16 protein-coding genes are annotated in these 20,473 nt (G+C 39.9%); 13 read left to right on the forward strand and 3 right to left on the reverse strand.

Going from position 1 to position 20,473, the window contains the following annotated elements:
• Positions 1-37: 37 nt before the first annotated feature.
• Genes thrB through KI363_RS05915 form a run of 3 tightly spaced genes read right to left on the reverse strand, consistent with a single transcriptional unit; the run spans position 38 to position 3,305 of the window.
• Positions 38-949 carry a homoserine kinase gene (gene thrB / locus KI363_RS05905; RefSeq protein WP_212965804.1) on the reverse strand — a complete coding sequence of 304 codons (912 nt, stop codon included), beginning with the start codon at positions 947-949 and terminating at the stop codon, positions 38-40.
• Positions 942-2,006: a threonine synthase gene (gene thrC, locus KI363_RS05910; RefSeq protein ID WP_212965805.1), complete on the reverse strand. Its 1,065-nt coding sequence runs from the start codon at positions 2,004-2,006 to the stop codon at positions 942-944. Before thrC ends, thrB begins: the two co-directional genes overlap by 8 nt.
• The gene (locus KI363_RS05915) at positions 2,007-3,305 is read right to left on the reverse strand and encodes a homoserine dehydrogenase (protein ID WP_212965806.1); all 1,299 of its coding nucleotides are present in this window, start codon (positions 3,303-3,305) and stop codon (positions 2,007-2,009) included.
• 578 nt (positions 3,306-3,883) lie between these two features.
• Between KI363_RS05915 and KI363_RS05920 the strand changes: the two genes are divergently transcribed.
• The 13 genes from KI363_RS05920 to KI363_RS05980 all read left to right on the forward strand — a co-directional run bounded on the left by KI363_RS05920 (position 3,884) and on the right by KI363_RS05980 (position 20,264).
• Complete coding sequence (locus tag KI363_RS05920) at positions 3,884-4,675, forward strand: hypothetical protein (protein WP_212965807.1); 792 nt, start codon at positions 3,884-3,886, stop codon at positions 4,673-4,675.
• 6 nt (positions 4,676-4,681) lie between these two features.
• Positions 4,682-5,071 (forward strand): GntR family transcriptional regulator, encoded by a 390-nt coding sequence (locus KI363_RS05925; RefSeq protein ID WP_212965808.1) that lies wholly within the window; start codon positions 4,682-4,684, stop codon positions 5,069-5,071.
• The gene (locus KI363_RS05930; RefSeq protein ID WP_212965809.1) at positions 5,052-5,756 is read left to right on the forward strand and encodes an ABC transporter ATP-binding protein; all 705 of its coding nucleotides are present in this window, start codon (positions 5,052-5,054) and stop codon (positions 5,754-5,756) included. The genes KI363_RS05925 and KI363_RS05930 overlap by 20 nt, the downstream gene beginning before the upstream one ends.
• A 6-nt stretch (positions 5,757-5,762) precedes the next feature.
• Positions 5,763-6,683 carry an ABC transporter ATP-binding protein gene (locus tag KI363_RS05935; RefSeq protein WP_212965810.1) on the forward strand — a complete coding sequence of 307 codons (921 nt, stop codon included), beginning with the start codon at positions 5,763-5,765 and terminating at the stop codon, positions 6,681-6,683.
• Entirely contained in the window at positions 6,676-7,635 is a 960-nt protein-coding gene (locus KI363_RS05940; RefSeq protein WP_212965811.1) for an ABC transporter permease, read from the forward strand. The genes KI363_RS05935 and KI363_RS05940 overlap by 8 nt, the downstream gene beginning before the upstream one ends.
• 243 nt (positions 7,636-7,878) lie before the next feature.
• Positions 7,879-8,997, forward strand: coding sequence for an ABC transporter ATP-binding protein (locus KI363_RS05945; RefSeq protein ID WP_158321951.1), 1,119 nt, complete (start codon positions 7,879-7,881; stop codon positions 8,995-8,997).
• Between the two features lie 11 nt (positions 8,998-9,008).
• Positions 9,009-11,990 (forward strand): extracellular solute-binding protein, encoded by a 2,982-nt coding sequence (locus KI363_RS05950; protein WP_212965812.1) that lies wholly within the window; start codon positions 9,009-9,011, stop codon positions 11,988-11,990.
• Positions 11,991-12,057: 67 nt separating this feature from the next.
• Positions 12,058-12,978, forward strand: coding sequence for a carbohydrate ABC transporter permease (locus KI363_RS05955; RefSeq protein WP_212965822.1), 921 nt, complete (start codon positions 12,058-12,060; stop codon positions 12,976-12,978).
• Between the two features lie 52 nt (positions 12,979-13,030).
• The gene (locus KI363_RS05960) at positions 13,031-13,897 is read left to right on the forward strand and encodes a carbohydrate ABC transporter permease (protein ID WP_246516777.1); all 867 of its coding nucleotides are present in this window, start codon (positions 13,031-13,033) and stop codon (positions 13,895-13,897) included.
• Between the two features lie 24 nt (positions 13,898-13,921).
• A complete protein-coding gene (locus tag KI363_RS05965; RefSeq protein ID WP_158321949.1) occupies positions 13,922-16,066 on the forward strand; it encodes a YIP1 family protein in 2,145 nt (714 codons plus the stop codon).
• Complete coding sequence (locus KI363_RS05970) at positions 16,066-18,405, forward strand: DUF5696 domain-containing protein (RefSeq protein ID WP_212965813.1); 2,340 nt, start codon at positions 16,066-16,068, stop codon at positions 18,403-18,405. The genes KI363_RS05965 and KI363_RS05970 overlap by 1 nt, the downstream gene beginning before the upstream one ends.
• Position 18,406: 1 nt before the next feature.
• Positions 18,407-19,273 carry a carbohydrate ABC transporter permease gene (locus KI363_RS05975; protein ID WP_158321947.1) on the forward strand — a complete coding sequence of 289 codons (867 nt, stop codon included), beginning with the start codon at positions 18,407-18,409 and terminating at the stop codon, positions 19,271-19,273.
• A gap of 13 nt (positions 19,274-19,286) precedes the next feature.
• Positions 19,287-20,264 carry a carbohydrate ABC transporter permease gene (locus tag KI363_RS05980; RefSeq protein ID WP_158321946.1) on the forward strand — a complete coding sequence of 326 codons (978 nt, stop codon included), beginning with the start codon at positions 19,287-19,289 and terminating at the stop codon, positions 20,262-20,264.
• Positions 20,265-20,473 lie beyond the last annotated feature (209 nt).

A 20,473-nucleotide genomic window follows, 5' to 3' on the forward strand; every position in this document is an offset into this window, starting at 1 on the left:
AAAAGAAGCCTTGGGCGCATTTGTCCAAGGCTTCTTTTTATGTTGTAGAAGAGAGAGCAGGGTGAACCTGTACACCGACTGATGTCATGTTTAAGCACTCAACTGTATAATCGGGAAATTTACTTTTTAAGTATGTGGCAACTTTTTCCCCTTTTCCTTTTCCAACAAGAGAAATGGTCGTCGGACCGGCACCACTTATCACTGTACCGTAGGCTCCCGCTGATTTTGCTTCAAAGCGGATTTGGTCATAATTTGGAATAAGTCTAGCTCGATAAGGTTCATGAAATAAATCTTGTTCCATCAGTTTACCAGCTCGTTCATAGTCACCGGAGATAAAAGCAGCAAACACGATATTGGCAACAGAACTTGCCGCTGCGGCTTCGTGACGAGTGAATTGTTCCGGTAAAACTTGCCTAGCATCATCCGTTTTTAATTCGAAATCGGGGATCGAAACGACAAATTCCACTTGCTGATCGACCTTTTGAAACCATTCAATCTCACCGTTTGTGAGCTGAGAGGCGATGACGAATCCACCAAATAAAGAGGCGGCCACATTGTCTGGGTGCCCTTCGATCTCGGTAGCGATCGCTAATTTTTCCTGGTCAGATAATAAGAGACGACATCGTTGATTCGCCAACTCAATCCCAGCGACAATGGCGGAAGCGCTGCTACCAAGTCCACGCGCCAGTGGAATGTCACTTTCTACCAAAACTTTACAAGCGGGTAAAGAAGCATGGTAAGTTTCAGCTGTCTTTAAAGCAGATTGATAGATTAAATGGTCATGTGGATTTGCAACAGGTGGTAAATGAATCGAGTGATGTTCAAATTTCCACTGATCCGCTTCTTCTATCGTCACAGTCAAATATTTACTTACCGCAATGCCAACTGAGTCAAATCCCGGGCCAACATTTGCACTGCTGGCCGGAACAGTAATAACGCACTTATTCATTTGAAATAATACCTTTAATATAATCTAAAACTTGATCTTCATTATTCGGAAGCACCGTTGTATCAATATTGATCTCACCAATGGCTGTTTGTGGATCTTTTAAGCCATTTCCAGTCAAGACAGCGACAACTTTAGCTCCTTGCGGAATGTTGCCTTTTTTATGTTGCTGTAAAACTCCAGCAATCGAAGCACATGAGGCAGGCTCTGCAAATACGCCTTCTGTCTTGGCGAGTAATGTGAATGCTTCGAGAATCTCAGCATCTGATACTGATTGAATCATCCCATTTGATTCATCGCGGGCTGCTTCTGCAAGTTGCCAACTAGCAGGGTTCCCGATGCGAATGGCGGTTGCCACAGTCTCAGGCTCAGCAATTGGTTTTCCTTGCACAATCGCGGCAGCTCCTTCCGCTTCAAAGCCATACATCTTCGGCAGGCCACTTTGCTTCATTTCATGATATTCTTTAAAACCTTTCCAGTATGCACTAATATTCCCCGCGTTCCCAACAGGAATCGCCAAAATATCGGGTGCTTGGCCTAATTGATCACAAACCTCAAAGGCAGCGGTTTTTTGGCCTTCTAATCGGTAAGGATTCACAGAGTTAACCAGTGTCACGGGGGAAGATTCACTAATGGCACGAACCATATTTAAAGCTTCATCGAAGTTTCCTTCGATTTCGACAATTTCAGCCCCATACATCATCGCTTGCGCTAATTTTCCAAGGGCTACCTTACCTTTGGGAATCACAATAATCGCTTTTATGCCTGCTTTCGCTGCATAAGCAGCTGCAGCCGCGGAAGTGTTTCCTGTGGAAGCACAAATAATCGACTTACTTCCAGCTTCCACTGCCTTAGCTACAGCCATGACCATGCCACGGTCTTTAAAAGAGCCGGTAGGATTTGCTCCTTCCACTTTTGCATGCAACTCAATCCCAAGCTCTCTAGATAAATTAGAGAGATGAACAAGAGGGGTGTTGCCTTCTTGTAGCGTAAGCGCCGGTGTTTCATCTGTTACTGGTAAATATTCTTTATAGTTTGCTAATAATCCCGGCCAATTCATTTACTTTCCATCTCCTTCAACACGATAATAACTAATCACTTCATCTACGACAGGTAAATCTTTTAATTTCATTAATGCTGTTTGGAAATTGTCTAAAGAAACAGTATGCGTCACAATAATAATTTCTGCAAGCTCATCCTTACTTAAAGGGGTTTGTAAAATTTGTTCAAAACTGATTCCAAGCTCATTGAATAAAGTGGTAATTTTAGAAAAGGCACCGACTTCATCCTTTAAATGGAGACGAAAATAATATTGACTAAAACGCTGATCAGCTGCTTTCAGTGCACCCGCAAATCGAGGTCCGACAAAACTATGGCCATTCACACCAAGCCTCATGTTTTTAATAATCGCAACAACATCAGACATAACAGCCGTTGCAGTCGGCAAGCTACCAGCTCCAGGACCATAAAACATCGTTTCCCCAACCGCTTCCCCATTTACATAGATCGCATTATATTCATTTTTTACCGCAGCTAATGGATGGCTTTTTGCTAAGAATGTTGGTTGCACACTCACTTCTAATTGTTGATTTTCGAAATGGGCAAGACCGATCAATTTCATCGTTAAACCAAGTTTTTTACCGTAATTTAAGTCTTCTACAGCGACTTGGCTAATGCCGTCGACTTCCACATCATCAAGCGCAACATTGGTGAAAAAAGCGAGCCTTGCTAAAATCGCCATTTTTCTTGCCGCATCTAATCCTTCCACATCGGCTGTTGGATCGGCTTCAGCGAAACCAAGCTCCTGAGCTTCTTTTAAAGCTTGCTCATAAGAAAAGCCATCTTCATCCATTTTCGTGAGGATATAATTCGTCGTCCCATTAACAATCCCCATTAATTTCTGGATTCTATCTGAAACAAGTCCGTCTGATAAACCTCTTAAAATCGGTACTCCACCGGCAACACTAGCTTCATAGAAAAGGTCGCAATTATTCTCTGCCGCTATTTGTTGGAGTTCGGGGCCATACAAAGCAATCAAATCTTTATTGGCTGTTGCTACATGTTTTTTGGCGTTCAAAGCTTTGATAATATGTTCACGGGCTTCTTCAACTCCGCCCATCACTTCAATAATAATATCAATTTCCGGATCCTGCAAAATTTTATTGGGGTCTGTCGTTAACTCCGTATCCCCAATTTGTACATCCCGATCTTTCTCAATATTACGAACCAAGACCGTTTTCACTTTTACATCACAGCCAACTTGGTGGAAAAGTTCTTCTTGGTGGTTATGAATCAATTGAATCACTCCAGATCCAACTGTGCCTAGACCAAATAGACCGATAGAAACACCATTTTTCAAATTCGTTCACTCCTTAGATGTCCTTTGTATAAAAACAATTGTCTTTATATGGTAGACATTGAAACCGAAATTGTCAAGCACTTTTTTGATTTTTCTTTGGAAAAAGAAGTGAATTCTTTAGGAGTGTATTTAAAAATTTTAGCTGATATAGGACAAAGGCAGCGTCACCAAAAACCAATTGACCAATTTCTTCAATCGTTCGCATTTCATGCCCGAAATCGAGAGAGGAGGCCTAAAGCGGTAGCGATCGCGCACGAATCGTGCCCAAAATCGGGGGAGGGAGCCTAAAACGGTAACGATCGCGCACGAATTATGCCCGAAATCGACGGAGGGAGCCTAAAACGGTAACGATCGCGCACGAATCATGCCCAAAATCGATGGAGGGAGCCTAAAACGGTAACAATCGCGTACAAATCGTGCCCAAAATCGGGGGAGGAATCTCAAAGTGGTCACGATCCAGTTACGAATCCTACTGAAATTGAGGGGAAATTCATTTACACAAAGAAGATGTTGACATTCTATTTTGTTCTAGTGTACCATTTAATTAATACACTGATACAGAGTGAGGTGTTCGATTCATGCAAGCATTTTGGGGATTATTTAAAAAAGACATGATATTATTACGGTTTTGGTCCATCGCTTGGCTGATTTGTGTATGTTTAGCAATGGTTGTCGGCTTTATTGCGGCCGATAAAATGGGGGATCAAAGTCTTGTTGTCCCAATGTATGTTTTTGCGATGTCTATTCAAGTCCTATTTATGCCAATTATGCTGATTTATGTTTTGAATCTTGAAGGGAAAACGCAAATGTGGCTGTATAATCCACAAAGCAGTTGGAAGTTAATCTTTTCAAAATTAGCGTCAGTGGGTTGTTTTCAACTTATCTCCCAGCTTCTTTTATTGGGCTATGGGTTTATTTTACTGAAGCAATTAATGTCATCTGATATGGTCACGACTTCCGCAAACCTTTTACCAATCAATCTCATTGCTTCCTTTCATTTAGGGATTTTTGCGGTATCCGTTTATTTTGGTGTATTGATGCTATTTTATTGGACGATTTATCACGCGCTTGCTAAATATCCGCGAATTCAACCATTTCGCTGGCTCGTCCTAGTCGGTATTTGGATCGTGTGGAATACATTGGAAACCTTGATTGCCCGGGTTCTAGGAAATACCCCGATCTTTTCATTTGGGCTTCAAGTCAATCCTGTTCCAAATATGCACTATGACAAAGTCGGAAAAAATTGGTCCATCGTTCAGAGTCAAGAAGCTCACAATTTTCCGATTACAGTCTTCATTTTATATCTTTTAGTCGCTATCATTATTTTCGTTGTCTCAAGCCGACTACTGGATAAAAAGGTGGAGGTGTAAGAGGCAATGTCTAAGAAGTATGAGGCCACAAAACCGATTTATTTACAAATTGTGGATCTAGTTTGCAGGCAGATTGCAAGAGGTGAAATCAGGCCTGGCGAGAAATTGCCTTCTGTACGCGAAATGGCGATTCAATCAGGCGTCAATCCAAACACGATTCAACGATCTTACACTGAAATGGAAAGGATGGGTATTGTGGAAGCGAGAAGGGGGCAAGGTTCATTCGTATTAGAGGATGAGGGGATTGTGCAAGGATTACAACAATCGATGCAAAAGGAAATCATTGAACAATTTGTTGGAAATATGAAAGATTTAGGTTTTTCTAGTAGAGAAATAATAGCTGGATTACAAAGCTATTTGAAAGAGAGGGATGAGGATGACGATTCGCTTTCATGAAGTAACAAAAAGATATGGAAAAGAAGAAGCGCTAGATCATATCAATCTTGAGCTTCAACCCGGAAAAATTTACGGATTATTAGGACCAAATGGGAGTGGGAAATCAACTACTTTAAAACTGATTACTGGCTTAGTCTATCCTAATCAAGGAAACATTACCGTATTGGGGGAGGAAGTTACTAGAAAAACATGCAAGCAGGTGGCTTATTTAACGGAACTGGATATGTTTTATGAAGCGTTCACAGTTGAAAAGATCTTATCTTTCTATGCTTCCCAATTCCCCGATTTTGATATAGGCAAAGCCAAGTTGCTTATACAAGAATTAAAACTAGAGCCACAGAAAAAAGTTAGAAGGCTTTCCAAAGGAAACCGGGGACGGTTAAAACTAGTGCTGACATTGGCTCGCAATACTCCCGTTATCTTGTTAGACGAACCCTTTTCGGGATTAGATGCAATGGTGCGGGAATCCATGGTCACAAGCTTATTAAGATATATTGATTTCTCTAAACAAACAGTAATCATTGCTACACATGAGATCAATGAAGTGGAATCTCTATTAGATGAAGTATTGGCCATTTATAACGGTCATATCGTTGGTCATGAACATGTAGAAACATTGCGTGAAGAATACGGATTATCCGTATTGGACTGGTTCAAAATGAAAATGGAGGAAAAGGGAGTGTAAGAGAAAATGGAGCCAATTGTTGAATTGAAAAATGTCACAAAAACGATCCGTGGAAGGAAAATTATTGATGATTTAAGCTTCGGAGTTATGCCTGGGGAAGTATTTGGTTTTCTTGGTCCAAATGGTGCAGGGAAGACGACCACTATTCGAATGATCGTTGGTCTGATTCGGATGAGCGGTGGGGACATTACGATTTGTGGGAAAGATGTAAAAAAAGAGTTTGAAGAGGCAATTCGCCATGTAGGTGCGATTGTCGAGAATCCGGAGATGTATAAATTTCTCACAGGCTATCAAAATTTACAACAAGTTGCCAGATTAACAACCGGGATTGGGAAAGAAAAAATAGATGAAGTGGTAGAGTTAGTAGGGTTAACGGAAAGAATCCACGACAAGGTAAAAACATATTCTTTGGGGATGCGGCAACGCTTAGGCATTGCCCAAAGCCTTTTGCATGATCCGAAGGTATTGATTTTAGATGAACCAACTAATGGTTTAGATCCAGCGGGGATTCGAGAAATTCGTGATTATTTGCGAAGTCTCGCAAAAGAAAAAAACCTCGCCGTCATTGTTTCGAGTCATTTGCTATCTGAAATGGAAATGATGTGTGATCGGATCGCGATCATCCAAAAGGGAAAGTTGATAGATATGCAGATGGTCAAAGAAGAGGAGTCCATACAAAAGCATAAATATGTATGTACGATTGACCAACCTCAGAAGGCAATAAAATTGTTAGAGAAAAAGGACTACCTCATTCAGGCTCAACCAGGAGGTTTTGAAGTCACGCTTGGAAAAGAACAAGTACCCGAAGTGATCAATTTTTTAGTGCATCATGATTTACTAATTTATGAAATGAAAAAACAATCCGTTTCATTGGAAGATCGGTTTCTTGAAATCACGAATCAGAAGGTGGTGAAGGCAAATGCATAGACTTATACAAAATGAATGGATTAAAATCTTTAGACAAATAAGCACATATATTATGATTGGATTTTTATTGCTCGTCTTAATAGCTGGTGGGGCGATATCAAAATATTTGGATACACGGGCTGAACTAGGAAACGAACATTGGAAAGAAGAGCTACAAAGTGAAGTAATTGAAAACAAAGAGATGTTGGCTGATTCCGATATTGTCATGGCTCCTTCTCTAAAAGGGTATCTTAAGCAGGAGATTGCAATTGGCGAATATCGAATCGAACATAACTTGCCTCCAACACAACCATCATCCATGTGGACATTTATAGGTGAAAATGCGCAGATGACAAGCTTAGTTGGATTGCTCGTGATTATTGTCGCATCAGGCATTGTCGCCAATGAATTTAGCCGTGGTACAATCAAAAACTTGTTGATCAAGCCGTACAAGCGTTGGAAAATATTATTATCTAAATATATTACAACGATTTTACTTTTGTTGTTTATGCTTGCTATTTTGTTTGTTGGTTCTGCGCTCATCGGCGTTATCCTTTTCGGAACGGGGGACGCAGCCCATAATACTCATTTAGCTTATGCAAATGGAAAAGTCGTTGAACAAAGTCTATTGATCTATTTGATTAAGACATATCTGTTCAATTCTCTAAGTGTTTTTATGTTGACGACAATGGCCTTTATGATTTCCGCTGTTTTTCGAATTAGCGGACTTGCGATTGGAATCTCCATCTTCTTGCTCATGTCAGGAGGAACCATTACGAATCTATTGGCCAGTAAATTTGAATGGCCGAAGTATAGCTTATTTGCGAACACCAACCTTATGCAATATATAGACGGGACCCCGTTAGTCGAGGGAATGACCATGTCTTTTTCGATTACGATGATGGCGATTTACTTTGTTCTATTTCTACTCCTTGCTTTTGTCTTTTTTACGAAGAGGGATATAGCAAACTAATTGTATAACCAGAACCAAAAACCCCCTTGTGATAAATATAAAGCAGGGGGTTCGTTTTGTTTGTTCAATAACTCGAAGTCCGCCCAGAAAGTTCTCCAATACGAAGGAGAGTTTTCACCGATCATTTCTTGGTGAAAAATTTAAGTGGTGTGAAAAATCTTCACACCAAATTCACAGGAAATAAGGTAATATCTATATAAAATAAAGCAAGGTATCTATTCTATTGTCTGGGAGGGAACCTATATGGCAAGAATTTTATTGAATAATGTGTCAAAACGGTATGGAAAATTCAAAGAATTTGCTGTGAAAGACTTCAATTTAGATATTGAAGATCAGGAGTTTTTAGTTTTTCTAGGACCGTCAGGGTGTGGAAAATCAACCACTTTGCGGATGGTTGCCGGATTGGAGGATATTTCTGGAGGAGAGATTTTTATCGGCGACACGCTTGTGAACGATATTCCTCCAAAAGATCGTGATATCTCCATGGTTTTTCAAAATTATGCTTTATATCCAAATTTAAGTGTTTATGAAAATATCGCATTTGGACTTCGGATTAGAAAAGTACCGAAGTTTGAAATTGAAGATGCGGTTAAACGAGCGGCACGGGTATTGGAAATCGGCAGCTTTCTTGATCGTAAACCAAGGGAATTAAGTGGTGGTCAAAGGCAGCGTGTTGCTTTAGGAAGAGCCATTGTCAGGCAACCGCAAGCTTTTCTAATGGATGAACCATTATCCAATTTGGATGCGAAGCTGCGAGTGCAAATGCGAGCGGAAATCATTCGTTTGCATAAGGCGATTGGCGTTACAACGATTTATGTCACCCATGATCAGATTGAAGCGATGACAATGGGCGATCGGATTGTTGTCATGAACAGAGGAATTATTCAACAGGTAGATACGCCTGAAGTGATTTATAATCGACCGCAAAATATGTTTGTAGCAAAATTCATCGGAAACCAGCCAATGAACTTTTTCCATGGAACGATCCGAGAAATTGATGGTCATATTCGCTTCTTTACGAGTGCGTTTAATTTGCGTTTAACCGATGAGCAAGCCGCGATGATGAGGAATAAAAGAATGCAAGAATATGAGGTTGTCATGGGGATAAGACCCGAACATATCGGGGTTGAGCGAGAATTAATAGAATCCTATCCACATGCCACGATTAGAGGTTTTTTGCAATTTAATGAGTTTATTGGTTCAGACCATTATTACCATGTAGACTCGTATGGAAAAGAATCCTTCACAGTGAGAGCACATCCAAGATATCGATATGATGAAGGGGATGAAATAACTGTGGCGGTCGATATGGGAAAAGCATTATTCTTTGATAAGAATAGTCAAGAATTAATGACAGATTAAGGGAGGAAAAAATGAAAGCGTTTAAAAAGAATTTAATCAGACAATCGTTCTACTTGTTCGTGATAGCCGCCTTTATTTTAAGCCTATTCCAACCTTTAACAGCTCCCAAAATCGCAGCGGCAGAGGAAGAGGAAACAAAAATAGAACCAGATTTATCGCAATTTATTGAACCTTTTTATTACGATATTATCCATAAATGGCAAGATGAAGGGATTCAACCCGGAAAAGACCATATAAAAGTGGAAGCGAAAGACTTTGCGAAACAGGCCGATGATACTTCATTCACCGTAGATTCCTATAAAGGCCGGGATCAAGTGGGAATATTTGCGGATGCAGTCGGCTGGGTAGAATATGAAGTGGATGTGAAGAGTGCAGGATTATATGAAATCGCGATGGACTATATTCCCCTATCGCAAGGAGAAGGTGGAAGTCGTCAATCCGTTATTTTAAGTGTCGCGATAAACGAATCCATTCCCTATCGGGAGGCCCGCTCCATCGAATTACGAAGACAGTATAAAGATAAAGACCCACAATTTGATGATGAAGGAAATCAAATTAGATCATTAGTTGAGGAAACGACCGACTGGACGACAGCGACGTTGCGCGATCCCGGGGTAAGTGTGGAACCGCTGCATTTTTATTTAGAAAAAGGAAAAAATACGATTCGTATCCAGCCGCAAAGAGAGGCCGTTGCGATTGAATCTATTGCGATTCAACCACCCACAAGCTATCCGGCTTATCAAGATGTGAAAGCGGAATATCCAAAAAGCGAAACAAGTTCCGATCATACGATTCAGTTGGAAGCGGAAGATTTTCTCGGAAAAAACTCAACATCGATCCAAGTACAATATAATCGGGACCCGTTAACAACACCTAAATCATTAAACAAAATAAAGTTTAATACGTTAGGAGGAACTAGCTGGCAAAATGGCGGTCAAGCCGTTACATGGGAATTCGAAGTGCCTGAAACCGGAAAGTATAAAATAGGCTTTCGTGGCTTACAGAATTATCGAAAGAGTTTGTCAACTTTTAGAAGTATTTACATTGATGGTCAAATTCCGTTTGCGGAAATGAAACATTTCAAAATTCCTTATGCAACAAAATGGCAGGAAGTTTTTGTTCAAGATGAAAAGGAACATCCGTACGAATTCTACTTGGAAAAGGGGAAACATACTCTTACCTTAGGAGCCACCTATGAACCATTCATGCCGGTCATTACCCAAATAGAAGAAATATCTGAGCAAATTAAATCTGTATCACAAGAACTGCGCCTTGCTTCTGGGGGCAGAATTGAAAAGGGAAAGGCCGTTGTCGATGAATTTAGGGTTTGGAATGTAAAGAAAGAGTTACCCGGATTGATCGAACAACTTGAAGACATGCATGATCAACTCGCTGCAATGGCGCAGCAAACGATTGAAATTAATGGGGGGAGAAATAATGTTTCCCAGGCTTTTGAATCAGCTGTCCAAGACTTAGCTAAATTATTGGAAAAACCTAATGAGATTCCCAATAAACAAGTGGTTATTGGAACAATGCAAGAGAAAGTCGATCAACAGAGACAAGAATTAATGGACAGTCCATTAGAGATCGATAAACTCTATTTGGTGTCAGCAAAAGAAGAGTTTCCAAGAATGACAGCCAATCCATTTGAAAAAATAAAAGGAACTTTTCATTCTTTGCTTTATTCTTTCCAAGATCAGAATCAATTACGGGAACAAAAAGATGAAGAATTAAATGTTTGGATGATGTGGGGCCGAGATTATGCGGAGGAACTACAGCAATTGGCCGACCAATATTTTACTCCTGAACACGGCATAAAAGTAAATGTGAATCTGATCCAAGATCAAAATCTATTAGTCTTAGCAAAAGCCGCGGGCATTATGCCAGATGTTGCGCTTGGAGTGCCAAGTGGTATGCCTTTTGAAATGGCCCTCCGTGGAGCAGCAAAAGATATTTCGGAGTTGCCTGGCTCGGAAGAATTGCTGAATCAATATGCACCCGGATCATTGCTTCCTTATTATTATGATGGGCATTATTACGGGGTTCCGGAGACGATTAATTTTAAAGTGATGTTTTATCGGAAGGATATTTTACAACAACTTGGTCTAGACGTTCCGGAAACATGGGAAGAGGTCTATGACATGATTCCGACTTTATTGCAGAATCAGTATAATTTTTATGCTGATCCGAAAGATTTTTCCTATATGCTCTATCAAAATGAAGCAGAGCTTTATACAGAAGACGGATTGGCTACAGCTTTAGACCAACCAGAAGCCTTTAAGGGATTTGAAGAATGGACAAATTTATTTAACCTACATGGTCTTGATAATCAGGTGCAAAGTTTTTACCAACAGTTCCGAAAAGGGACGATGCCGATTGGTATTTCCGATTTTAATCAGTATATGCAGTTATTAGTGGCAGCCCCAGAAATTTTGGATACATGGGGAATTGCCCCTATTCCTGGTCATATCAACAGTGAAGGGGAACTTGTTCGCTGGGCTGGAGGAACGGGAATGGATACAACAAGCATGATGCTCTTTAATGATACGCCAAAAGAAAAACAAGAAATGGCATGGGAATTTATTAAATGGTATACCTCACCCGAAATCCAAACAGAATACGGGTTGAATTTGGAACAATTCAGGGGCGAAACTTTTCGCTGGAATTCAGCCAATATTGAAGCATTTCGAGAAATGCCTTGGAGAAAAGCAGATTTAGAGGCGATTTTGGAACAATGGAAGTGGGTCAAGGATTTACCTAACACACCCGGAAGTTATATGACAACAAGACAATTAGATTTCGCTTGGAACCAGACCGTTTTGGAGAGTGAAAACCCGCGAGTGGAATTAGAGAAGGCTGTAAAAGAGATTAATCGTGAATTAAAAAGGAAGCAAATGGAATTTGACATCATTGATGAAAACGGCAATGTTTTGCATCCATTAAAGTTACTTGATGTATCAAAGCCATGGGAAGGAGTGAACAAAGATGAATAGTCATACGCAAGTGGAGAATGCAAAGGCAGGCTCAGTTGAGCGAGTCCCTAGTCCATTTAAACTAAAAATGAAGAATAAGGCAAAACAATTAATGGCTGATATTTGGAGATTTCGCTTATCCTATTTGTTTATTGCTCCCTTTATGATTATGTTTATTGTCTTTATCGTTGTTCCTGTTATAGCAGCGATGGGATTAAGTTTCACATATTTTAATTCGATTCAATTTCCAGAATGGTCAGGCTGGTTAAACTATCAAACTTTGTTCTCGCAAGATATCGTGTTTCTACAGAATGTATTACCGAATACCTTTAAGTTTGCGCTATTTGTAGGACCTGTTGGATTTATTCTGGGATTTCTGTTGGCTTGGTTTATTTCCCAATTGCCCAACACATTACGGATGATATTTGCGCTTGCGATGTACGCGCCATCGCTTGCAGCGGGGGTAGCGATGACCGTTGTTTGGCAGGTAATGTTTTCAGGGGATCGCACAGGCTATATTAACAGTTTCCTCCTAAAATATAACTTTATTACAGAACCGGTTATCTTTTTGCAGGATCAAGATTGGCTTTTGAATATTATGATTGTCGTCTCCATCTGGTCAAGTATGGGAATTGGTTTCCTCGCTTTATTGGCAGGCTTGTTAAATGTCGATCAGGAGTTATATGATGCAGGGAAAATTGACGGTGTTTCTAGTCGATTACAGGAAATTTGGTATATTACCTTGCCTTCCTTAAAGCCGCAATTATTATTTGCAGGGGTAATGTCAATCGTTCATACATTACAATCTGGAGAATTAGGTGTCCAGCTTTCAGGTACAAATCCAACCCCTAATTATGCCGGACAAGTGATGATCAGCCATATTGAAGATTACGGATTTATTCGTTTTGAGCTCGGATATGCCAGTGCTGTCTCGGTTATATTATTGTTGCTTATGTTTTTGCTAAGTCGAGTCTTCTTTTATCTATTTGGTGAAAAGGAGGAAGCTTAGGATGAAAATAATCGATACATTTAAAAATATGGGCGACAGTCTCGTTTTTAAAATGAAAAACTTTGGCAGAGATATTAGAAGATTGGATGCTACGCAATGGGTGATTTTGTTCTTTCTTACATTATTAGCGATTTTTATGCTATTGCCGATTGTGTATATTTTTAATCATGCGTTTAAACCATTACATGAGTTGTTTCTTTTTCCGCCTACTTTTATTGTGCAAGACCCGACCTTTCAAAACTTTGTTGAATTGATGTCGATGACACAAGACACCTTTATTCCTGTTTCACGCTATATTTTTAATAGTGTCATTGTGACCGTTGCAGCTACTGCAGCGATGGTAATTACGAGTTCACTATGTGCTTATGCCTTATCGAAGCATAAATTTCCGGGAGCCAATCTCGTGTTCGGCATCATTATGCTCTCGCTCTTGTTTGTTCCCACTGTTTTGCAAATTCCACGCTATGTGGTTGTGCAAAACTTAGGGATTATGAACACATACTGGGGGCATGTATTGCCGATGGTGGCAATGCCAGTAGGGGTGTTTTTGATGAAGCAATTTATGGATCAAGTGCCTAATGAGGTGATGGAAGCGGCAAAGATTGATGGTGCGTCTGAATTTCGCATGTTTTTGCAAATTGTCGTACCGATTGTAACACCTGCGATTGCGACGATTGCGATTATTTCCTTTCAAGGTGCATGGGGGAATGTGGAAACTTCGCAATTGTTTATGCAGGATGAATCGATGAAAACTTTGCCTTACTATATGCAATCCTTGACTGCCAATTTAGCTAATACAGTAGCAAGACAGGGAGCGGCTGCCGCTGGTGCTCTGATTATGTTTTTGCCGCAATTAATCATCTTTTTGTTCTTCCAAAGAAAGGTTATTGCGACAATGGCTCATTCTGGAATTAAATAAGGCAAGAAAAACGGAGGTACTGTAATGAAAATAATACGTAGAATATGGCATTGCTTATTCGCCTCTATCAGCCTTATAATCTTGTTTCTGTCTTCCTCTTTGAGTGTGAAGGCAGATGCACCCTATGATACTTTCAGTGTGAATGGTTTTGGTAGAACGATATTCACGCAGCCTGCATATGAACCGACCGGGGTATTGGCACAAGATATATATGTGACTGATGAAAATGGCGAAAGCGTTTATTCTCCATTAAAGCAACCACAAGATTTATTTATTGATGATAATGATCATATTTATATTGCTGATACAGGAAATAATCGTATTGTTCATTTGGATAAAGACGGAGAGCTTATTCGGGTGATTTCGGTTCAAGAAAGTCCGTTGAATCAGCCGTCAGGAGTTTTTGTCGATACAAATGGAGACATTTTTGTAGCGGACACTGGCAACAAAAGGGTTCTCCGATTAGATAAGGATGGTAAGCTTATCAAAGAATTTGGACGTCCCGAATCGAAGTATGTGGATGATAAGTTTGTCTATGAACCGATTAATATGATCGTTGACCGGCGCGGCTTTGTTTTTGTAGTCTCCCGTGGAACCTATCAAGGAATTATTCAATTAGATCCTGAAGGCGAATTTTACGGATTTTACGGTACAAATGTAACAGAGGTTTCTTTAATGGACCGGGTTCGTAATATTTTCTATACGGAAGAGCAATTGAAGCGGCAGGTTAGACTGCTCCCGAACCCGATTCGTAACATTGATATTGATCATAATGGTTATATTTATACCGTTTCCCGGGATAAAACGGAGCAAATCAAAAAGATTAATATCCGCGGTGAAAACCAATGGAAGGATTTTTCCTTTAGTGACAACATTAATTTAGACTTTTTGCGAAGAAGAACGATGGCGCAATCTGATGAGGAAGGACCTCCCGCTACAGAAATTACCGATGTCACTGTGGATCGGAATGGCATTGTGACGGTGATTGATAAAGCCAATGCGATTGTCGCTCAATTTAATCAAAACGGTGAACTGCTCTTTTTCTGGGGAGCACCCGTGATTTCAGGTTCTCCGCAGGTCGGTGTTACGAAAAGTCCGGTTGCCCTTGATACTAATAGTGAGAATAAGATTTTTATTTTAGATGACTCCCTTAATTTAGTTCAGGCACTTCAAACAACTGATTTTGGGCATGATATTCAATCAGCCTATATTCTTACCCAAGAAGGGAAATATGCAGAAAGTGAAGAGTACTGGGATAAAATTGTGAAGCAAAATGCTTTGTTTTCCCCAGCTTATGAAGGACTTGCACGTGCTGCTTTTTCCGGGGAGGATTATGAAGAAGCAAGAGAATTGTATAAACTGTCAGGGGATGAAGTAGGTTATTCAGATTCCTTTTGGCAAATCAGACTGCAATGGTTTCAAAAGAACTTTGCCTATTTTGCTAATGCGTTTCTTGTGATTGGAGTAGGGACAATTGTCGGCTCGCAATATCAAAGGAAGAGTAAACGTAAAAGCAAAAGAGTTAAAAAGGAAAAGGCGAAGAAAAAAGAACTTACGTTAATCGAGCATTTAAAACATGCTTTCTATATCCTTATCCATCCTTTAGAGGGCTTTGCGGATATTAGATATAGCAATAAAGGCGGTTATTTAAGTGCTTTCGTTATTCTCGCTTTAGTGGTAATCGTCGCTTTAACGAGAATTTACTATACGAGCTTTACCTTCCAGCCGATACCAGTAGAAAACTTAAATGCTGGATCGATTTTATTAGGGGGGACGTTAGTCTGGGTATCTTGGGTGATTTGCCATTACCTAATCGGAGCGATTCGTTATGGTCAGGCTCGTTTTAAAGATGTGTTTATCGGTAGTGCCTATTCCTTAATACCGGTATTTATATTAGGCCTTCCACTTGCATTGTTGTCCAATATTATGACATTAAGTGAGGGTTCGATTTACGGATTTTTCTCATCAGCCATGATTATCTGGTGTGCGGCTCTATTCTTTTGGATGGTGCAAGCCCTGCAAAATTATTCCGTTGGTGAAACGATTGTTAATATTTTGTTATCGATATTTGCCATGATTATGTTGTGGGTACTGATCTTTATTATCATTGGCCTATCTTCCGAGACAATTGACTTTGTCTATACACTTTATCAGGAGGTGACAATGTGATGTTTAAGAAAAAAGCGATGCTACTCATCCTTTTAGCTTTACTACTTATCTTCAGCTCAGGAACCGTCATGGCGCAAACAGATTCATCTGAAGGGGAGCAAACAGGCCAAGAAAATGTGGCTGAAGACAATCAAGATACAGAAGAAAGTACAACAGATGATGCAGCAAGTGAGGAGACAGAGGTACCGCAGGGAACAGATAAAGTGGTAGGTTCCCTTCCAGATGAAAGTAAATTTGAAGCAGTGGCCGAAAATGAAAACCTAATTTTACAAGCGGACCCGAAAAGTGGACATTTTACTGTGACTAATAAACAATCTGGAAAGGTTTTAAGATCATTTCCTAATCCGCAAGGTTGGGGAGAGGGACAGACCTCTGAGGTTTGGCAAGTCCATTTGCAATCTCCTTTCATGTTTACGTACGTAGAATTTAATGTTCGTAAAGATGTTGTGAAGGAATCAAACTTTAACAGTCAAGGAGGCACGGTTGACTATAAAAAAATTGAAAATGGTTTTCAAATTACCTATGACCTGCCTAAAATGGGCTTTGTCATTCCTGTAGAGGTGCGACTTGCTGACGATTACGTTGAAACGCGAATATTAGCGGATGATATTGTTGATGGAAAAGAAGCTCCAAAGGATAAAGAGGAGGCGAAAAAAGATCCGAAAAGCAGGCTCGTTTCCTTACGATTATTTCCCTTTCTAGGAGCTGACACTTCAGAAAAGGAAAATGGCTATGTATTTCTTCCTGATGGTCCGGGTGCCTTAATTGAATTTCAAAAAGACCGGGCAAGCACAAATAACTTGTATACGGAGAGGGTGTACGGAGATGATTTGGCTTTTTCTTCTAACTCCACTCTCTCTAATCGACAACCTGTTCGCATGCCGACTTTTGGCATAAAAGCGGGAAACGATGCCTTTTTAGGGATTATTGAGGACGGGGATGTGTATGCCAATATCGTTTCTGCGCCGTCACAATCCTTAAGTCAGTATAATTGGGTAACAGCGGAACATTTATTTCGCTTTAAATTTTTCCAACCGACAAATCGGAAGACATTCGCCGGATTTCACACTTATTCTGAAGAGATGCAGAGAGGCGATCGTTCCGTTCGCTATTATATGCTGGAAGGAAAAGATCCAGGGTATGTGGATATGGCAACAAAATACCGTGAATATTTAATGAAAGACCAAGGTTTAAGCCGGCAAGAGGCATCAGAGAATATTCGTTTACAATTAGATCTGCTTGGCGGCGGAACGAAAAATGGTTTTATAAGAGATTCTTTTCTTTCGCTCACAACGACTGAAGAAGCGACTCAAATGGTGAAAGAGCTCAATAGTTTAGGTGTAGAAGATATGGAGATTCATTATTATGGCTGGCAAAGAAAGGGATATGAAAATTATGGGGGACATTTCCCTGTAGCGAAAAAGCTCGGTGGAAATGAAGGAATGAAGAAATTTGTAGATTTCGCTCATAATAAAGGCTTTGCCGTTTATTTAGATGCCAGCTCTTATACGTTTAATAATACGAATAAAGACGGTTTTCGACCAAATCGCGATGGGCTCCGTGATTTAAGCTCGACCATCATTAAATTCTATGAGTATGGCGGGGACAATGTCCTTGTCAGTCCGAAATTTATGGAAAAAACAATTCTAAAAGATTTCAAAAAAGCGAAGGAACTGCAAATTGATGGCTATTTATATGGTAGTGGCATTGGCGCCATGTTATCAACGGATTATAATGATCAGCACTTTGCAGATCGGCAAGAAGCAAAGGAAATTCAAGAAAATATTATGGCCAAAACAAAGGAGGAGCTTGGAGAAGTCCGGGTTACGTACGGAAATTTCTACAGCTTGAAGAACATTAATCACCTTAGGCAGATGGAGAATGATTATTCCTATGATTTATTTGTTGATCGAAAAATTCCATTTGCCCAAATTGCACTCCATGGATTAATGAGTTATTCCTTTGATTATGGAAATATAGGTGGAGATACGAAAGAAAGCTTTTTACAAGGAATCGAGTACGGAGCGCTCCCGTCCTTTATCTTAACCTATGAAAAAACACAAAAATTAATGGATTCTAATTCCTTACGCAGGTTCTATAGCACCTATTATAAGGGGTGGGAAGAAGAAATTGCCGCTCAATATCAAAGTTTTAATGAGGCGCTGGCAGATGTGCAAGACCAATTTATTGTTGATCATCAACAGATTGCTAAGGGTGTATTTAAAACAACCTATGAAAATGGAAAAAGCATTGTTGTGAATTATAATAAGCAACCTTATCATCATGGAGATTTAGCAGTAGAGGCAGAGGATTACACAATCCTAGAAGGAGGAAGGTAATATGAAGAAAAGGAGGATGAACGCAAAGGTTGCCCGTAATTTAGAAGGGAGCTTATTTATCGCACCCTGGTTGCTAGGATTCCTAATTTTTCTAGCTTTCCCGTTAGGATTTTCATTTTATATGAGTTTTCATAAAGTGAAAATCCTTCCTGGAGGGATGCAATACGACTTTAATGGTGTCGGTTATTATCGAGAAATCCTGTTTAACAGTTCCGAATTCTATGATCAATTAATTCCTTATTTCCAAGAAGTTGTATTAATGATTCCAATCATCCTAATTTTTTCTCTTATGATTGCGATTCTATTAAATCAGAAGCTACACGGAAGATTTCTTTTTCGGGCGATCTTTTTCCTTCCCGTTATTTTTACAACCGGGTACCTTTTAACAGAATTTGTCAATCAAGGAGAGGGGAGCTTAGGCTTTTTAGAAAAATTTGCACTTGGAGGATATTTGGATACTTTTTTAGGGGATAGCTCATGGGCACAGCCTGTAAAAACCTTATTAAATCGCTTTGTGTTGGTATTATGGTATTCCGGTGTGCAAATCCTAATTTTCTTGGCGGGACGGCAAACGATCCCGAATTCAGCCTATGAATCTGCACGGATAGATGGGGCAAATCCCTGGGAGGTTTTTTGGAAAATAACCTTACCTGCCATGTCCCCATTTATTTTCCTAAATTTGATTTATACGGTTGTTGATATGTTCACCTTCCCATTTAATCCCATTATCGATTTAATTGGGACGGGTAATTACGGGTATAGCAGTGCACTTGCATGGATCTATTTCTTGATTATTGTCATTTTCTTATTAATTGTGATGTTCATTTTTGTAAGGATTACGAAAAAACAAAATGCCGCAAGACGTTAAAGGAGGGCCGTCAATGAGTACAAATATTGAAACCGTTAAAAAGTATAATAGACCAAAAAACAAGCGTTATTTTTACCAAAAGTTAACCTCTGTTAGATATGTGATTTTAGGAAAAGAGGTTAATGAAGGGTTGCTTTTTAAAGCTTTTCTATACACGATTTTTATTGCGACCTCCTATATTTATGTAAATCCGATTCTGAAGATGATTGTCAACATGGTGATGAGTGAAAAGGATTTAATTGATCCAACCATTACTTGGATTCCAACTGATTTATATTTCGGGCATCTCGTGCGCGCTTGGGAAAGTTTGCACTATGGTCAGGCCTTTTCAATTAGCCTTGTAGTGGCAGTGAGTTCAGCTGTCTTCCATTGTATAACATGTGGGCTAGCGGGATACGCCCTTGCCCGACTGCAATTTCCATTTAAAAAATTAGTATTTGGCCTATTGATTATGGCGTTTATTATCCCACCGCAAGTAATCGTCTTACCAACCATTATTGGCTATACGAAATTAGGGTTAAATGATAGTTTTGTGACCTTGATTGTGCCATCGTTATTAGGATTTGGGGTAAAAGGCTCACTGTTCGTCATTATTTTCCGTCAGTTCTTTATGACCCAGCCGAAAGAACTGGAGGAAGCTGCTAAAATTGATGGAGCTAGTGCCATTAAATTTTATTTAAGGGTAATGCTTCCGCTCGCCAAGCCAGCCATTTTAGTTGTGTTCTTATTTTCATTCGTTTGGACTTGGAACGATACCTATTTACCAAAAATGTTTTTGACAGACTCACAATATTTACCGCTTGCTAGTGAAATGCTGTCATTAGATCGAGTGATAACAAGTTTTGTAGAATCACAGCAAATGTCATCATACGAAGCTGGCGCAGTAAAAATGGCAGCAAGCTTCCTATCGCTCCTTCCACCATTACTAATCTTTGCCATTTTCCAACGCCACTTTGTCGAAGGAGTAGAAAGAACAGGACTTGTGGAGTAATAAGAAAAGCGGAAGCGCCCGTTTAGCGACGTACAAACTTTTTAGGGGCCTGACGAGATAAAGGAAACACAGTGAGCCTGTTAAGGCGAACTGATGTTGACTTACGCAAGCAGGCACCGAAAGTTTGCTAGTCGCTGGGCGCTGGAGCTGGACAAAAGAAAAGCGGAATAAACTCGCCTTAATTTTTAGAAGGCGAGTTTTACTATGTA

Source organism: Lederbergia ruris, from assembly GCF_018332955.1.
In the GTDB taxonomy this organism is placed as follows: domain Bacteria; phylum Bacillota; class Bacilli; order Bacillales; family Bacillaceae_C; genus Lederbergia; species Lederbergia ruris.

What these genes read in the sequence shown, in the direction of transcription:
- thrB (WP_212965804.1), bottom strand. Translation starts at nt 949, where the DNA reads ATGAATAAGTGCGTTATTACTGTTCCGGCCAGCAGTGCAAATGTTGGC.
- thrC (WP_212965805.1), bottom strand. Translation starts at nt 2,006, where the DNA reads ATGAATTGGCCGGGATTATTAGCAAACTATAAAGAATATTTACCAGTA.
- KI363_RS05920 (WP_212965807.1), top strand. Translation starts at nt 3,884, where the DNA reads ATGCAAGCATTTTGGGGATTATTTAAAAAAGACATGATATTATTACGG.
- KI363_RS05925 (WP_212965808.1), top strand. Translation starts at nt 4,682, where the DNA reads ATGTCTAAGAAGTATGAGGCCACAAAACCGATTTATTTACAAATTGTG.
- KI363_RS05930 (WP_212965809.1), top strand. Translation starts at nt 5,052, where the DNA reads ATGACGATTCGCTTTCATGAAGTAACAAAAAGATATGGAAAAGAAGAA.
- KI363_RS05935 (WP_212965810.1), top strand. Translation starts at nt 5,763, where the DNA reads ATGGAGCCAATTGTTGAATTGAAAAATGTCACAAAAACGATCCGTGGA.
- KI363_RS05940 (WP_212965811.1), top strand. Translation starts at nt 6,676, where the DNA reads ATGCATAGACTTATACAAAATGAATGGATTAAAATCTTTAGACAAATA.
- KI363_RS05945 (WP_158321951.1), top strand. Translation starts at nt 7,879, where the DNA reads ATGGCAAGAATTTTATTGAATAATGTGTCAAAACGGTATGGAAAATTC.
- KI363_RS05950 (WP_212965812.1), top strand. Translation starts at nt 9,009, where the DNA reads ATGAAAGCGTTTAAAAAGAATTTAATCAGACAATCGTTCTACTTGTTC.
- KI363_RS05955 (WP_212965822.1), top strand. Translation starts at nt 12,058, where the DNA reads ATGAAGAATAAGGCAAAACAATTAATGGCTGATATTTGGAGATTTCGC.
- KI363_RS05960 (WP_246516777.1), top strand. Translation starts at nt 13,031, where the DNA reads ATGAAAAACTTTGGCAGAGATATTAGAAGATTGGATGCTACGCAATGG.
- KI363_RS05965 (WP_158321949.1), top strand. Translation starts at nt 13,922, where the DNA reads ATGAAAATAATACGTAGAATATGGCATTGCTTATTCGCCTCTATCAGC.
- KI363_RS05970 (WP_212965813.1), top strand. Translation starts at nt 16,066, where the DNA reads ATGTTTAAGAAAAAAGCGATGCTACTCATCCTTTTAGCTTTACTACTT.
- KI363_RS05975 (WP_158321947.1), top strand. Translation starts at nt 18,407, where the DNA reads ATGAAGAAAAGGAGGATGAACGCAAAGGTTGCCCGTAATTTAGAAGGG.
- KI363_RS05980 (WP_158321946.1), top strand. Translation starts at nt 19,287, where the DNA reads ATGAGTACAAATATTGAAACCGTTAAAAAGTATAATAGACCAAAAAAC.